The following is a 14,264-nucleotide window of genomic DNA, read 5'->3' on the forward strand; positions in this document are numbered from 1 at the left end:
ATGATGAGTTATCGCCGCTCAGGCGCAGGAGAGCCCGTCTTTTTATTACACGGTTATGCTTCATCATCAGCGATTTGGCACTCTTTAATCTCAGACTTAGAGAAACAATTTGATGTAATTGCTATCGATTGGCCTGGCTTTGGAACCAGTCACATGCTGCCGCCCTATACGAAGCTTGAGGATTTTGCTGAAGGTCTGCTGGAATTAGCTCAAGAGTTAAAGATCCCGCACTTTCATGTTCTGGGACATTCCATGAGCGGTTTTGTGGTGCAACAACTATTATCACAGCATAAAGAAGCATTGCTTAGTGCGGTGTTATATGGGGCGGGGTTAAAGTTAGATGCCACACGACGTTTTGAAAGCATTGAGACTACATTACAGCGGTTGCATCACGATGGCGCAGCAGTCAGTGCACAGCGCGTGATTCACTCGTGGTTTTATGATTTAGATCGCGACCCACACGCGCTGCAACAGTGCATGCATGCAGCTGACGGCATGACAGTCGAGGCCGGCAGCGCAGCCATAAAAGCGATGGCAAATGCTGACTTTACTCACTTGCTTGCGCAAGTGGACGTGCCTACGCTTATTATTTTAGGCGAAGCGGAGCGCAGCCATCCACCGCATAGTGCATTAGAGCTTCACGCTGCTATACCCCACGCGCATTTAGCCATATTGCCTTTTGCGGGTCATGTGGCGCATTTAGAGCAACCAAAAAGTTTTAATCATAGTGTGAAAGAGTTCTTGAACCAGGCTGTTAATTTGTCTTAACTAAAGTAGATCTGCTTACCCTAAAAGCTCAGCAGTTGTTCCTGCTGAGCTTTTTAAAGCCACGGTTAACAAAATCTCTGGTGTTTACACAGCTGCTATGATAGGGTACTGGATTTTTTCCCAGTATCACTAAGGCAGTAGAAACACATGACAGGTAAAGGACATCGACTAACCGGAGTCGGCGCAGGTTTTTTTGCTGCAGCATTCGTCCATGTTTTAGGTTTTTCCTATAGCGCAGAGGCCATTGCAGCACTTGCCGCCGCTTTTTCAACCACACTACCTGATTTAATAGAAATTCCTATTTATAAGCGAGGCGCGCGAACGCGGACGCTGATTCCTCATCGCACCATTACCCATTGGCCCCCTCTGTGGTTTGGAATCATGTATGGGGCTTATTACTACTTAGAGCCTTATTATGCCTGTGCACTGATAGGCATGAGCGTAGGCGCTTTAGCGCATATTCTTGCCGATGCCCCTAATCCGCTGGGCATTCCATGGGTTTTGCCGCATAAACGCATTGCCATATTTGGTGGTTTATGGCGCTCGGGTGAAAACGAAAAAATGATGGTGACTGTTTTTACCCTCTTTGGTGTAGGCAGTTGGCTATACGCGCATCAAAATACAGTCGCTGGACAATACTTAACTCATTTATGGGTCTGGCTGTGGACTTGACCCCTCCCCGCCCTTTAGAGCGGGTTTTTCGTGCTAGTCAATAAAAACCACAATGTTTTCAAACACCTACTGTTAGCCCTAATGGCCTTAAAACTCAAGCCGTGGTACAATAGGTACATTCACTACTTGTACCCACTATCGCTACGATGGGTCTGAGGGCATTTTTTAAGTTCAATACAAAGCAAGTATGAACACTTAAAAACGGCCTTTCTTTATTAACAATTATTACAAAAAGAGCGCTCAATGTATTAGCGCCTCACAAAGAAACGGAGTTTTATTTTGGCTAAAACAAAAATAGCTATACTAGGCGCTGGCCCTAGTGGATTGGCACAGTTGCGTGCGTTTGAAGCCTTGCGCAAAGCAGGCGTAACCGACCTACCAGAAATCACCTGTTATGAAAAACAGAACGACATTGGTGGCATGTGGAACTACACTTGGCGTACAGGCTTAGACCGCAATGGCGAGCCAGTACACGGTAGTATGTATCGCTACTTATGGTCTAACGGCCCCAAAGAGTGTTTAGAGTTTGCGGATTACAGTTTTGATCAACACTTTAATCAGCCGATTCCGTCTTACCCACCCCGTGAAGTCTTAAAAGATTACATCATGGGCCGTATTGATAAGCGCGCTATCTTTAATTACATTCGCTTTGAGTGTCCGGTTCGTTGGGTAACCTATGATGAGCAGACTGAACGCTTTACCGTAACAGTCATGAATCACAAAACGGGCGAGCAAGAAACCGATGAGTTTGATTACGTCATTGTTGCTACTGGCCATTTTTCTACACCCAACATGCCCTACTACAAGGGTATGGAACAATTCCCAGGTCGTGTATTGCATGCTCATGATTTCCGAGATGCGCTCGAGTTTGAAGGCCAAGATGTGTTACTAGTGGGCGGTAGCTACTCTGCCGAGGACATAGGTTCACAATGTTATAAATACGGTGCTAAATCCGTGACCATTAGCCATCGCGGTGGCTCGTTTGGTTACGATTGGCCTAACAATGTCAGTGAAAAACCTGGCTTAGATCACATTGAGGGCAATACGGTTTATTTTACTGATGGTACCTCTCAAACGGTAGATGCCATCATCATGTGTACTGGCTACTTGTTCCATTTCCCTTTCTTGCCGGACGAGCTCCGTCTGGAAACCCACAACTGTTTGTACCCAGACAATCTCTACAAAGGGGTGGTGTTCCAGTCAAACCCCAAACTGATGTATTTAGGCATGCAAGACCAATGGTTCACCTTCAATATGTTTGATGCCCAAGCCTGGTTTGTGCGCGATGTCATTATGGGCAAAATTTCGCTTCCCGACGCTGTAACCCGACGTCAAGATATTGATGCATGGCTAGCCCGTCACGAGCAACTGGATACCGACGCAAAATCCATTGATTTTCAAGCCAATTATATTGATGACCTAACTCGCGTCACTGACTACCCTAGCTTTCCTGTGCACCAACAAGCTGACTTATTCAAGCAATGGCTGCAAGATAAGCAAGCCGATATTATGGGTTTTCGTAATAAGTCTTATGCCTCAACCATTACCGGTACGTTGGCAGCCCAATTGCCACGGCCTTGGTTAGAGATTAAGGATGACAGCCTAGAAGGCTTTATGTCGCTTGCATTTAAAAAAGCAAGCTAAGTCTGCTTTGTACTGAATAGCGTTTTAGAAAATTAGGCTTTAGCGTCACAGCTAAAGCCTTTTTTATCGCTTATAACGCCTTTTTGCACTGAATTTTTACGGGTTAACAGACTCCCTTTAACTAAAATCTCATGGCACAGCACATCAGGGATGATTACAATTCATTATTTCTATTTTTTAATCTACTTAATTAGTTAGGCTTTTTTGGATTAATTCTCTTTTAGGATCCCGTTATGCACAAAAACAAAGCAGACAAATGGCGCGACTGTTTGCATAATTACGCCGAATCGGTGGGCAACTTGCTTGTTGAAGCGTTTCACTATCTGGCTTTGTTTGCCATCGGTGGTATGACTGTCTGGGCCGGCACATTAACAGCCATTGAAATTTTCCTAAAAGGCAAAGCCTCTATTGATGACATTTTGCTACTTTTTATTTATTTAGAGCTGGGGGCTATGGTCGGCATTTATTTCAAAACCAACCATATGCCAGTGCGCTTTTTGATCTATGTTGCCATCACCGCCCTAACTCGTTTAATGATCTCTGACATTTCGCATCACAATGAACCGAACATGGGGGTTGTGTATATTTCGGGTGCCATTTTGCTTTTAGCCATTGCCGTATTGGTGGTTCGTTTTGCCTCGTCTCGTTATCCATCAATAGAAAAGGCCAATACATCGCGTCGTGTTACAGACGAGACTCACGAGGGCCTAGAACCTTGATTTAAGTTAACAAACCCTTAGTCGCCAGCTTGCCTCAGTGATGTATCTCGTATACTAGATGTCCAGTTCGCATTGAGTTATCAAGGAGAGACTATGTTCGACTTAAGCCAACACATCGCTATCGTAACGGGCGGTGCCAAGGGCATTGGCAAAGGAATTGCCGCTACCTTAGTTAAAGCCGGTGCAGTGGTTATTGTGGCAGATATTGATACCGAAAGTGGTGCTCGCACTGCGGCTGAACTTAACTGCCACTTTAAAGCCTTAGACGTCACATCGCAAAGTGCCTGTCAGCAGCTTGTTCAAGAAGTCGTCGACGAATGGGGTCGTATCGATATTCTTTGCTCCAATACCGGTATTTTTCCTCAAGCCAGCCTAGAGGAAATGACCGAAGCCCAATGGGATCAAATGCAAGCAGTGAATTTAAAAAGCACGTTTTTCATGGCTCAGGCTGTCCTTGCCATCATGAAAGCACAACGTTACGGGCGCATAGTGATCACCTCTTCCATTACTGGCGCTATCACCGGTTACCCCCACTGGAGCCACTACGGAGCTAGCAAAGCGGGTCAACTGGGTTTTATGCGTAGCGCCGCCTTAGAATACGCCCAATACGGGATCACTATTAATGCAGTGATGCCCGGCAATATCCTCACCGAAGGGCTCGCAGATCAAGGCGAGGCTTACCTAGAACAAATGACGCGAGCCGTTCCTGTCAAAGCTCTAGGCAAACCCGAAGACATTGGCTATACCGTCTGCTTTCTAGCTTCTAAAGAAGCCCGCTTCATCACAGGTCAAGGCATCGTCGTTGATGGTGGTCAGGTACTGCCTGAATCCCCTGAAGCCATTCTTTAAGACAAAAAAAACCCCAGCATGAGGGCTGGGGTTAGCATCATTGACAATGGGATGTTATTTATCCCCAAACCGCGTCGTTAAGTAATCAATAATAGCTTTAGACTCGTAAAGCCAACGCTCTTGGCCGTCGTCTTCAGTAATACGTAGGCACGGCACCTGACGCTTGCCGCCCTTTTGCACGAGCTCTAGCTCGGCGACTTTGTCTTTTTGAACCTCTTTCAGTGTGACGGGTACATTTAGGGTATGCAGCGTTCGGCGTACCTTTATGCAAAAAGGACACGCATGAAACTGATACAAGGCAAGACTGGCAGCCTCTTGGTCAACTCGCGCTTGTGCCTCTGGACTACGCTGCTTTTTAGCAGGTCGAGTTAATGTTTCCACACAGGCAATCAAATTGCCCAAGCCATTTCTAAACGCTTTCAAAACCATAAAAGACCTTCTGACTTAATAAGGGTATAGCAATAATGTTGCTATTTTACGTTGTTTATACGACTGGTCGCAAACATATGTCCCTTAGGGGTAGCGCTTTGAATATAATCATGGCATTCATCGTTTTAGCTTAAGGGTCCATATGTCAACGAAAAGCCGTCTCTATTTTCGTAGCTTTATTATTTTGCTAGGTATAGTATCTGTCGCTTTTATATGGATTTTACTACCGTTTTATGGGGCTATTTTTTGGGGGGTGATCCTTGCAATTATTTTTGCCCCCGTACAGCGCCGTTTACTGGTATTTACTAAAGGCCGGCGTACGATTTCTGCATTAATGAACTTAGTGTTCATTATTCTAATTGTCATTATTCCCGTTATTTTACTTACTGGTGCGCTCGCTCAAGAGATCGGTATGCTCTATAAACGCATGGATAACGGTGAAATTGATGTGGCCGATTATTTAGAGCAAATTATTGCTTCGCTACCTCCTTTTATCACAGACTCTTTACAGCGAGTTGGCATTACAAACCTAGAGGACGTCAGCACTAAATTTTCTCAATTTGCCATGAGTGCTGGGCAGTTTCTAACCAAACAAGCCGTTAACATTGGTTCAAATACGTTCCAATTCATTATTAGTCTGGGCATTATGTTGTATTTGCTTTTCTTTCTTTTGAAAGATGGTTCTGATCTTGCCAGACATTGTCGTTCGCTAGTGCCACTTAGCGAGGATCAAAAATCCCATTTGTTTAAAAAGTTCACCACTGTTGTTCGTGCTACAGTCAAAGGCAACATCGCCGTGGCAGCCACGCAAGGGGCGTTGGGGGGCATTATTTTCTGGGTGTTAGGGGTTGAGGGCGCGTTATTTTGGGGTGTGCTGATGGGTGTGTTGTCATTACTACCTGCCGTGGGCGCCTCGCTTATCTGGATCCCTGTTGCTATTTATTATTTCAGTACCGGTTTATTAGTCAAAGGCATTGTCTTGACCGCCTATGGCCTACTTGTCATTGGCCTAGTAGATAACGTGCTGCGCCCATTATTAGTTGGTAAAGACACTAAAATTCCTGATTACATTATTTTAATTTCCACCCTAGGTGGCCTGTCTTTATTTGGCTTAAATGGCTTTGTGATCGGCCCTCTTATTGCTGCCATCTTTATGGCATGTTGGGATCTGTTTCCTTCAGCCATTCAACGGCAGGACGAAATACTCGAGGGCGATCACATAGAAATGCACTCTGGGTCTATCGAGACCATCGAGCATGCTACGATTAGCCTTGATGCGCCTGCCCCAGACAAAAAACCTAAATAACAAAAGCAAAAAGGACTGGTACTCAGTCCTTTTTTACAAAAACAAAATAAAAATACTGACTATAAAACTGAGTCCCCACACAATACTACGCGTTAAGGCCCAGTCTTTGATGTAGATCCAGATATATGCTAATCGTAGACCTAACCAAATGCAGCCCCACTGAACAATAACATCGGTGTCCACCCCTTTATAAAGCGCAAATAACACGGCGGCATAAAAAAGCGGCAAGGCCTCAAAGGTGTTCTTTTGGGCAGCATGAGCTCGTGCGCGCCAGCCACTTTGATGCGCTAACCAAGCCCTTGGCTCGTGATTATCAAATTGTGAACCTCCTGCCTTGGCACTGACGGCCGCCACTAAAGGCAAGATAGCGGCCCCGACTAAAATCCATTCCACCATATAAAACTCCTTTAGTTTCGTATATATCCATTATCTCTAGAGATAGCTAAAGCGCCTAACAAAAAATGGCCTCTTTTAAAAGAGGCCATTTTTATACAACACAGAACACCATTAACTGCGCGTATGGCTTTCGTAAACTAACACGGCTGCAGCTAGATCTTCAAGTGCATTTCCCACGGCTTTAAAAACAGTGACTTCTTCGTTGGCACGACGTCCACAATGATGTCCTAAGCACAAATCGAATAACGTAGCTTGAATTGCATCAGCCTGTAATACACCGACTTTAAATGCTTCTAGCAAGTCGCCCGCTTTCATGGGTGCCTCATCCGTATCTACAAACACACTAGTGTGCTTAAAGCAGTCTGGGTCGCTTTCGATCATAGTGGGAGTAAAACTACCGATTAAGTCGAGGTGCTGTCCAGGCTGTAGCCAACTACCACGTATTAAGGGCTGTTCAGATAACGTGGCGCAGCTGATCATATCTACGGCACGCACCCCGTGCTCTAAATCATCTACCCAACGCGCATTTACGCCCTGTTGCTGCAGCTGTTCAACCAATGCGTGGCCACTTGCTGGATTGTAATTCCATACCAGTACTTCGGTGAGATCACGAACAGCCCCATAAGCAGCTGGCAAATACGCAGCGACTTGACCTGAACCCACCACCAACAAACGGCTCGCGTCTTTACGAGCTAAATAACTGGCTGCTAAAGCAGAAGCAGCGGCCGTACGCCTAGATGTAATCGCATCCCCATCAATAGTAGCTAGCGGCTGCCCCGTAGTACCATCGAATAATAAGTAGGTAGAGTGTAAGCCAGGCAGATTCTTTTCTCTGTTATTAGGAAAAATATTGACGGTTTTTATGCCCATGTACTGATGCTGATCCCAAGCAGGCATAATCAGCGTAATGCCTTTTTCCATACCGCATTCAATGCTGTGGTTATGACGCAGAGGAACCGTAATCTCTGCCTGAAAAGCCTGCCGTAATGCAGGCACAAGCTGATCAAACGGCAATAATTCGTTGGTAGTCGTTGAGTCCAGGACAATCATTTTTACCTCGAGATAGTTTGCTCTCGTACTGTGGCGACAGCAAATAAAGAAATAATAGCAGTCAAAATAATATAAACCGCTACTGGAACCCAAGACCCGTTATAACGGCTCATGAGCCATGTGGCGATCAGTGGCGCTGTCCCACCTGCTAAAGCGGCACCAATTTGGTAGCCTAAGGTGATCCCGGTATAACGCACTCGTGTGGCGAAAATTTCTGAAAACATGGTGCCTAATACCGCTGTGATCGGCGCCCAAATAATGCCTAAGCCTAATACCGTCGCTAAGACCAAGAGTGCATAGCTATCGCTATTTAACAGCATAAAATAAGGGAACGCATACAACGCCATGGCAATCGCGCCAAAAATAAATAAACGCTTACGGCCAATATAATCCGACCACAACCCCATTAACGGAATACACAGGGTGGTAACTAAGGTAGCAATCGTCACCGCATTTAATACCTCAATGCGGCTAAAGCTTAAAGCACCCGTGGCATAACTGACCACATAGGTAGAGAAAATATAAAAGGGTGCGGTTTCTACGACTTTAGCACCGACGGCAATTAACACTTCTCGTTTATGCGTTTTCAATGTTTCAACCAGAGGCAGACGAGATACATCGCCAGTCCGTTTTGCCTCTTTAAATGCGGGTGTTTCATCAATGCCATTGCGAATCCACAACCCCAACAAGACCAAGCCTGCGCTTGCGACAAAAGGCACACGCCAGCCCCATTTCATGAACTGCTCGTCGGGGAGCTGACTCATTAACGCCATCGCTAATGTCGCCAATAGCATGCCAATCGTGACACCCATTTGCGGTACGCTACCAAATAGCCCCTTGCGATTTTCTGGTGCATATTCGTACGCTAAAAGCAGCGCCCCGCCCCACTCGCCCCCAATGCCCATCCCTTGGACTAAGCGTAATGTAATCAATAAAATGGGTGCCCAAACACCGATCATCTCGTACGTAGGCAACAGACCAATAAGTACCGTGGCTGCTCCCATTAACGACAAGGTAATCACTAAGGTTTTTTTACGGCCAATCCGATCACCAATATGAGCGAAAATAAATCCACCCAATGGGCGAATAAAGAAAGTTAACGAGAACGACAAGTAAGCCAACATCAAACTCACCACCGGATCATCGGTAGGAAAGAAAAGCTTATTGAAAACTAATGCGGCTGTGGTGGCATATAAAAAGAAATCAAACCACTCGATTGAGCTGCCCGTTAGACTGGCTAGCAACACACGTTTATGTGCAGCTTTAGGTACTGCGTCCATGGCCTTATTGTTGTTTGACATGGATTCTCCTTGAATAAAATAAATGGTTATTACCGTTAGGCCGCACCAATGCTGGCCTTGCAGCATCTAAACCCCAGTTTATGTATAGGTATTACGGTTATGGCTCAAATAGTTCACTGCAAACTTAATCAGGTTACACCTGAAAAGTAACTAGGGTTAACCCTTCAAGTCATTACTGCCTAGTCAGTAGTTGCCTAAGCAGCTAATTGAGTGCAAAATACCTAAACATTGGATTTTGTTTAGGTGCTCATGATCCCCTCTACGTATTACTTGCCCACTCCCGACTCATTACAAGCCAATAACAATCTCAGTCATTTACTCAGACAAGCCTTAGCCAGCATCAATGCCATGCTGAATGAGCAAAGCGCCCCATTGGGACTCACCGCTATGCAATGGCGGCCTTTAGTCTTAATTCGCTATGCAGGGTTAGACACCGCCGGTGAATTAGCACGACGAGAAAATACAGATACCGGTGCAATGACGCGCACGCTGGATCGTCTAGAAGCCAAAGGCTTGCTCTACAGAGAGCGCTGCCCTATAGATCGACGCGTCATGAAACTGAAATTAAGCCCAACTGGGGAAAACGTCTGCGAAGCCATCTTGCCTTTGGTCGCCGACAGTTTAAATCTGCACGTGGCGGGTTTTAGTGATGATGAAATTCAACTCTGCTTGCGTTTACTACAACGTATTATTGCCAATGGTGCGCTTGCCACCGAAACCTCAACCCGACCCCAGGTTTAACCTCTTTTTCAATTTCTCCTGTCTCTTACCATGAGCTCAACTGAAACCCCCACTCATCCTAAACGCAAACCCTTGCTGCGCTTTGCCACCTTCTTTTTCATTGTTATTGGCGTGTGTTATGCCATTTGGTGGTTTAGTTTTGCTGCGCAATTTGAAAGTACTGAGGACGCGTATGTGCATGGCAATTTGGTTCCCATCAGTAGCCGGGTTCCCGGCACGGTGATTGCGCTATACGCCGATGAAACCCAAACCGTACAACAAGGTGACGTGATTGTGCAGCTTGATGACACCGATTACCGGCTTGCTTTGCAAACAGCAGAGGCCCAATTAGCCCAAGTGGTTCGTCATACGCAAACGTTATACACAGAAACCGAGGCGCTTAAAGCCAGCATTCTTGAGGCAGAGGCCAATATCGAAGCCACTAACAGCGAGCTTTCTCGTGCTAATCAAGATCTAAAGCGCCGCCAGACACTAGGTAAAGCGGGTGGTGTCAGCGGTGAAGAGCTCTTACATGCCCGTACAGCTCAAGCACAGGCTCAGGCTGCTGTAACTCGAGCACGTGCAGCACGAGAAGCCGCACAAGCTAAGCTTAAAACGAATCAAGCTCTCACTGCCCATACGGAGGTTGCTCAACATCCAGATGTGCTCCGCGCAGCACAAGCGGTGCGCCAAGCCTGGTTGGACGTAGAGCGCACCACTATTCGCGCCCCCATTAGCGGTGTGTTAGCGCAACGCTCTGCGCAGTTAGGTAAGTCCATTAATGTGAACACACCCCTTTTTAGTGTGATTGCCCCCGAGCAGCTTTGGGTCGAGGCTAACTTTAAAGAAAACCAATTAACTCATTTCAAACCAGGTCTTCCTGTTAGTTTGTATTCAGATTATTACGGTAAAAAACAACGTTTTCATGGCGTGATCGAAGGTATTTCAGCCGGCACAGGTGGGGTATTCTCGCTATTACCCCCACAAAATGCCAGTGGCAACTGGATTAAAGTCATCCAACGTGTGCCGGTACGTATTCAATTAGACCCCGATGAGTTAGCTCAATTTCCTTTACGGGCGGGTCTATCCATGCATGCCAAGGTGGCGTTAGACGAGCCAGTACAAAAACTCCTACCGGCGGCGTCTACCCCCTCTATTCCACTGAGTTCAGACACGGAACAAGTAGAGCAGCGTATACATGCGTTAATCACTGATAACTTAAGCTCATGAGCTCTGACACCACCACCCCCTCTAAAACCTACCCACCTTTAGAAGGTAAAGCCAAAGTTGCCGGAACGATTGCTTTATCCGTGGCTGTCTTTATGAATGCACTGGATATGTCAATTGCCAATGTCTCCATACCAACTATTGCCGGCGATTTGGGCGTAAGTACTACCCAAGGCACATGGGTCATTACTTCATTTGGTGTGGCTAACGCTGTTACCGTACCTCTGACAGGCTGGTTAACCCAACGCTTCGGACAAGTACGCCTTTTTGTCCTGTCCATGTTGCTGTTTGTCTTAGCCTCTTGGCTTTGCGGTTTAGCCTGGTCATTGGAATCGTTGGTGTTTTTTAGAATATTGCAAGGTGCGGTAGCTGGCCCTATGATTCCCTTATCGCAAGCGCTTATGCTAGGAAGTTATCCGCGCGACAAAGCAGGAATGGCCCTTGCCATGTGGGGTATGACCATTTTAGTTGGTCCCATTGCAGGACCATTACTTGGCGGATGGATTTCCGATAACTACAGTTGGCCTTGGATTTTTTATATTAATGTACCGATTGGGCTCGTAGCTGGCTGGGTGTGTTGGCATATCTACAAAGATCGTGACTCAGAGCGCCGTCGTCTACCTATTGATCTCATGGGCCTTACGTTGCTTCTGATTTGGGTGGGCGCGTTACAAATCTTGCTAGATAAAGGCAAAGAGCTTGATTGGTTTGCTAGCCCTTTTATTATTGCGCTGGCCGTTATTACTGTAGTGGGCTTTGTGTATTTTTTAATTTGGGAATTTACCGCCGCTCACCCCATTGTTGACCTAAGCTTATTTAAGCAACGCAATTTTAGCTCTGGTGTGATTATGATTTCGGTTGCCTATGGGGTATTTTTTGGTGCCGTGGTCTTAGTACCTTTATGGTTACAAAGCACACTGCATTACACGGCGACTTGGGCAGGCATTGCGTTAGCACCCGTAGGCATATTAGCGATTATTTTGTCTCCTTTGGTTGGGCGACTTTTATCGCATTATGATCCGCGCTGGATCATTAGCTTTGCCTTTGTTATTTTTGCATTAACAAGCTATATGCGTTCGCAATTTAGCACCGATGTTAGTATTTACACCGTCATGTTGCCTACGTTCATTCAAGGGGCGGCCATGGCGACCTTCTTTACGCCACTTACCACCATCACGCTGTCTGGCTTAGCACCGGATCGCATCCCTGCTGCTGCAGGTTTATCAAACTTTGCCCGCTTATTAGCTGGCGCCTTTGGCACCTCGATTACCACGACATTATGGAGTGACCGCACCAGTCTGCACCATGCTCAGATGACCGAACTCGCTCGTCCCGGAGAGCCCGCCTTTGATTGGTATACAGAGCAATTGCACGAGTTAGGCTTAAGCTCAAAGCAGGCCCTTAATCTGATTGACGACATTATTGCCCAACAAGCCCAAACCTTAGCGGCTACTGATATTTTCTATGCGTCTGCTATTATTTTTGTGGTGCTGTTAGGCTTAGTGTGGCTAGCACGACCCGACCCAATCCGTGCGTGATGCCATAAAAAAACCCCACTCCTATCGAGTGGGGTGCAGACCTAATCTAAGTAATTAGAAAAAACCCAAAGCTTCGTCGCTGTAGCTAACCAGCAAACACTTGGTCTGTTGATAATTAGCTAGGGCCATTTTATGGGTTTCACGCCCAATGCCTGATTGCTTGTAACCGCCAAAGGCCGCATGAGCCGGATACATATGATAGCAATTTGTCCAAACGCGCCCCGCTTGAATGCCTCGCCCCATTCGGTAGGCTTGAGACGCATCACGGCTCCAAACCCCTGCCCCCAAACCAAAGATGGTGTCGTTTGCAATCGCTAACGCCTCATCTTCGTCTTTAAAGGTGGTGACGGCCGCTACAGGACCAAAAATTTCCTCCTGAAACACGCGCATGGTGTTCTTGCCCAGTAACAAGGTGGGCTTAACAAAAAACCCCTCGTCAAGCTCTTGGCCCATGCGGTTACGTTCGCCCCCCGTTAAGCAGGTGGCCCCTTCTTCGCGACCTAGATCAATGTAGCCCAAAATACGATCAAGCTGGGCTTGAGAGACTTGCGCCCCCACCATGGTGCTTTTATCGAGCGGGTGGCCTTTTTTGATTTGTTCAACTCGAGCGATCACTTTTTCTATAAAGGATTCATAGATGGATTCTTGGACTAATAAACGAGAAGGAGCGGTACACACCTCGCCTTGGTTAAGTGCAAACATAGCCGCTCCCTCGAGCGCTTTATTCAAAAACGCATCATCAGCCGACATCACATTTTCAAAGAAAATGTTAGGGCTTTTACCGCCTAGTTCTACGGTTGCGGGGATTAGCGTATCTGCCGCGTTGCGCAGGATCTGTTGGCCAACGGGTGTAGACCCAGTAAAAGCGACTTTTGCAATGCGTGGACTAGATGCTAAAGCTGCTCCTGCTTCTTTACCGTACCCGTTAATGATGTTGACCACCCCTGGAGGCAAGATATCGCCAATTGTTTCCATCAACACCATAATCGAAGCCGGTGTTTGCTCGGCGGGTTTCATGACAATGGTGCACCCTGCCGCTAAGGCAGGCGCTAATTTCCATGCGGCCATTAATAAAGGGAAATTCCATGGAATAATTTGCCCTACCACCCCAATGGGCTCTTGGAAGTGATAGGCAACCGTGTTTTTTTCTATGTCTGAAATCGCGCCTTCTTGAGCGCGCAAACACCCAGCAAAATAACGGAAATGATCGACGGCCAGAGGTAGATCTGCTGCCATGGTTTCACGGATGGGTTTGCCATTATCCAGTGTTTCTGCCACCGCAAGGCGCTCTAGGTTTTGCTCGATGCGATCGGCAATACGCAATAATACCGCTGAACGCTCGGCTACAGGTGTATCTGCCCAAGACCGAAACGCAGCATGAGCCGCATCCAAAGCTAAATTGACGTCATCAGCATTGGAACGCGCCACCTCGCAGAATGCTTCGCCAGATATAGGTGTAATATTTTCAAAATACTCACCCCCTACCGGTGCTACCCATTTTCCTCCTATATAGTTTTCATAGCGTTTTTTATAGGGAAAGTCGAGACTGATACCAAACCGTTTCAAATCGATTAAATTCATCTTACTCCTCCTGGGGATTGTACGAGCTGAATTCAAAACTGCACGGTGGATCCACGTCGTACTC

14 protein-coding genes are annotated in these 14,264 nt (G+C 46.6%); 9 read left to right on the top strand and 5 right to left on the bottom strand.

Annotated elements, in window-relative coordinates; all coding sequences use genetic code 11:
- The 5 genes from GGR41_RS11405 (at window position 1) to fabG (ending at window position 4,652) form a co-directional block, all read left to right on the top strand.
- Window positions 1-768: an alpha/beta fold hydrolase gene (locus tag GGR41_RS11405; protein WP_167661946.1), complete on the top strand. Its 768-nt coding sequence runs from the start codon at window positions 1-3 to the stop codon at window positions 766-768.
- Between the two features lie 147 nt (window positions 769-915).
- Window positions 916-1,440: a metal-dependent hydrolase gene (locus tag GGR41_RS11410; protein WP_167661947.1), complete on the top strand. Its 525-nt coding sequence runs from the start codon at window positions 916-918 to the stop codon at window positions 1,438-1,440.
- Between the two features lie 279 nt (window positions 1,441-1,719).
- Complete coding sequence (locus GGR41_RS11415; protein ID WP_167661948.1) at window positions 1,720-3,084, top strand: NAD(P)-binding domain-containing protein; 1,365 nt, start codon at window positions 1,720-1,722, stop codon at window positions 3,082-3,084.
- A gap of 233 nt (window positions 3,085-3,317) precedes the next feature.
- The gene (locus GGR41_RS11420; protein WP_167661949.1) at window positions 3,318-3,803 is read left to right on the top strand and encodes a phosphate-starvation-inducible protein PsiE; all 486 of its coding nucleotides are present in this window, start codon (window positions 3,318-3,320) and stop codon (window positions 3,801-3,803) included.
- A 93-nt stretch (window positions 3,804-3,896) separates the two neighbouring features.
- Complete coding sequence (gene fabG, locus GGR41_RS11425; RefSeq protein WP_077734885.1) at window positions 3,897-4,652, top strand: 3-oxoacyl-ACP reductase FabG; 756 nt, start codon at window positions 3,897-3,899, stop codon at window positions 4,650-4,652.
- 54 nt (window positions 4,653-4,706) lie between these two features.
- Here the strand turns inward: fabG and GGR41_RS11430 are convergent, their stop codons facing one another.
- The gene (locus GGR41_RS11430; protein ID WP_077734884.1) at window positions 4,707-5,081 is read right to left on the bottom strand and encodes a glutathione S-transferase N-terminal domain-containing protein; all 375 of its coding nucleotides are present in this window, start codon (window positions 5,079-5,081) and stop codon (window positions 4,707-4,709) included.
- A 142-nt stretch (window positions 5,082-5,223) separates the two neighbouring features.
- Between GGR41_RS11430 and GGR41_RS11435 the strand changes: the two genes are divergently transcribed.
- On the top strand, window positions 5,224-6,387 hold the full coding sequence (locus tag GGR41_RS11435) for an AI-2E family transporter (protein WP_167661950.1): 1,164 nt from the start codon (window positions 5,224-5,226) through the stop codon (window positions 6,385-6,387).
- Window positions 6,388-6,420: 33 nt separating this feature from the next.
- Here GGR41_RS11435 and GGR41_RS11440 read toward each other — a convergent pair whose 3' ends face one another.
- From GGR41_RS11440 to GGR41_RS11450, 3 genes are all read right to left on the bottom strand, one after another.
- Window positions 6,421-6,783: an MAPEG family protein gene (locus tag GGR41_RS11440; protein ID WP_077734883.1), complete on the bottom strand. Its 363-nt coding sequence runs from the start codon at window positions 6,781-6,783 to the stop codon at window positions 6,421-6,423.
- Window positions 6,784-6,894: 111 nt separating this feature from the next.
- Window positions 6,895-7,833 carry a bifunctional Delta(1)-pyrroline-2-carboxylate/Delta(1)-piperideine-2-carboxylate reductase gene (gene lhpI, locus GGR41_RS11445; protein ID WP_167661951.1) on the bottom strand — a complete coding sequence of 313 codons (939 nt, stop codon included), beginning with the start codon at window positions 7,831-7,833 and terminating at the stop codon, window positions 6,895-6,897.
- A 2-nt stretch (window positions 7,834-7,835) separates the two neighbouring features.
- Entirely contained in the window at window positions 7,836-9,134 is a 1,299-nt protein-coding gene (locus tag GGR41_RS11450) for an MFS transporter (RefSeq protein WP_229711209.1), read from the bottom strand.
- Between the two features lie 249 nt (window positions 9,135-9,383).
- Between GGR41_RS11450 and GGR41_RS11455 the strand changes: the two genes are divergently transcribed.
- The 3 genes from GGR41_RS11455 to GGR41_RS11465 are packed head-to-tail and all read left to right on the top strand — an operon-like array spanning window position 9,384 to window position 12,619.
- Complete coding sequence (locus GGR41_RS11455) at window positions 9,384-9,875, top strand: MarR family winged helix-turn-helix transcriptional regulator (protein ID WP_167661952.1); 492 nt, start codon at window positions 9,384-9,386, stop codon at window positions 9,873-9,875.
- Window positions 9,876-9,905: 30 nt separating this feature from the next.
- Entirely contained in the window at window positions 9,906-11,084 is a 1,179-nt protein-coding gene (locus GGR41_RS11460; protein ID WP_167661953.1) for an HlyD family efflux transporter periplasmic adaptor subunit, read from the top strand.
- Entirely contained in the window at window positions 11,081-12,619 is a 1,539-nt protein-coding gene (locus GGR41_RS11465; RefSeq protein ID WP_167661954.1) for a DHA2 family efflux MFS transporter permease subunit, read from the top strand. The genes GGR41_RS11460 and GGR41_RS11465 overlap by 4 nt, the downstream gene beginning before the upstream one ends.
- A 54-nt stretch (window positions 12,620-12,673) precedes the next feature.
- Here GGR41_RS11465 and GGR41_RS11470 read toward each other — a convergent pair whose 3' ends face one another.
- The gene (locus GGR41_RS11470; RefSeq protein ID WP_167661955.1) at window positions 12,674-14,200 is read right to left on the bottom strand and encodes an aldehyde dehydrogenase family protein; all 1,527 of its coding nucleotides are present in this window, start codon (window positions 14,198-14,200) and stop codon (window positions 12,674-12,676) included.
- Window positions 14,201-14,264: the final 64 nt, after the last annotated feature.

It is taken from the genome of Paenalcaligenes hominis, assembly GCF_011927625.1.
GTDB lineage: Bacteria > Pseudomonadota > Gammaproteobacteria > Burkholderiales > Burkholderiaceae_B > Paenalcaligenes > Paenalcaligenes hominis.

Coding starts and splice junctions, on each gene's coding strand:
- GGR41_RS11405 (WP_167661946.1), top strand. CDS start 1: ATGATGAGTTATCGCCGCTCAGGCGCAGGAGAGCCCGTCTTTTTATTA.
- GGR41_RS11410 (WP_167661947.1), top strand. CDS start 916: ATGACAGGTAAAGGACATCGACTAACCGGAGTCGGCGCAGGTTTTTTT.
- GGR41_RS11420 (WP_167661949.1), top strand. CDS start 3,318: ATGCACAAAAACAAAGCAGACAAATGGCGCGACTGTTTGCATAATTAC.
- fabG (WP_077734885.1), top strand. CDS start 3,897: ATGTTCGACTTAAGCCAACACATCGCTATCGTAACGGGCGGTGCCAAG.
- GGR41_RS11430 (WP_077734884.1), bottom strand. CDS start 5,081: ATGGTTTTGAAAGCGTTTAGAAATGGCTTGGGCAATTTGATTGCCTGT.
- GGR41_RS11435 (WP_167661950.1), top strand. CDS start 5,224: ATGTCAACGAAAAGCCGTCTCTATTTTCGTAGCTTTATTATTTTGCTA.
- GGR41_RS11440 (WP_077734883.1), bottom strand. CDS start 6,783: ATGGTGGAATGGATTTTAGTCGGGGCCGCTATCTTGCCTTTAGTGGCG.
- lhpI (WP_167661951.1), bottom strand. CDS start 7,833: ATGATTGTCCTGGACTCAACGACTACCAACGAATTATTGCCGTTTGAT.
- GGR41_RS11450 (WP_229711209.1), bottom strand. CDS start 9,134: ATGTCAAACAACAATAAGGCCATGGACGCAGTACCTAAAGCTGCACAT.
- GGR41_RS11455 (WP_167661952.1), top strand. CDS start 9,384: ATGATCCCCTCTACGTATTACTTGCCCACTCCCGACTCATTACAAGCC.
- GGR41_RS11460 (WP_167661953.1), top strand. CDS start 9,906: ATGAGCTCAACTGAAACCCCCACTCATCCTAAACGCAAACCCTTGCTG.
- GGR41_RS11465 (WP_167661954.1), top strand. CDS start 11,081: ATGAGCTCTGACACCACCACCCCCTCTAAAACCTACCCACCTTTAGAA.
- GGR41_RS11470 (WP_167661955.1), bottom strand. CDS start 14,200: ATGAATTTAATCGATTTGAAACGGTTTGGTATCAGTCTCGACTTTCCC.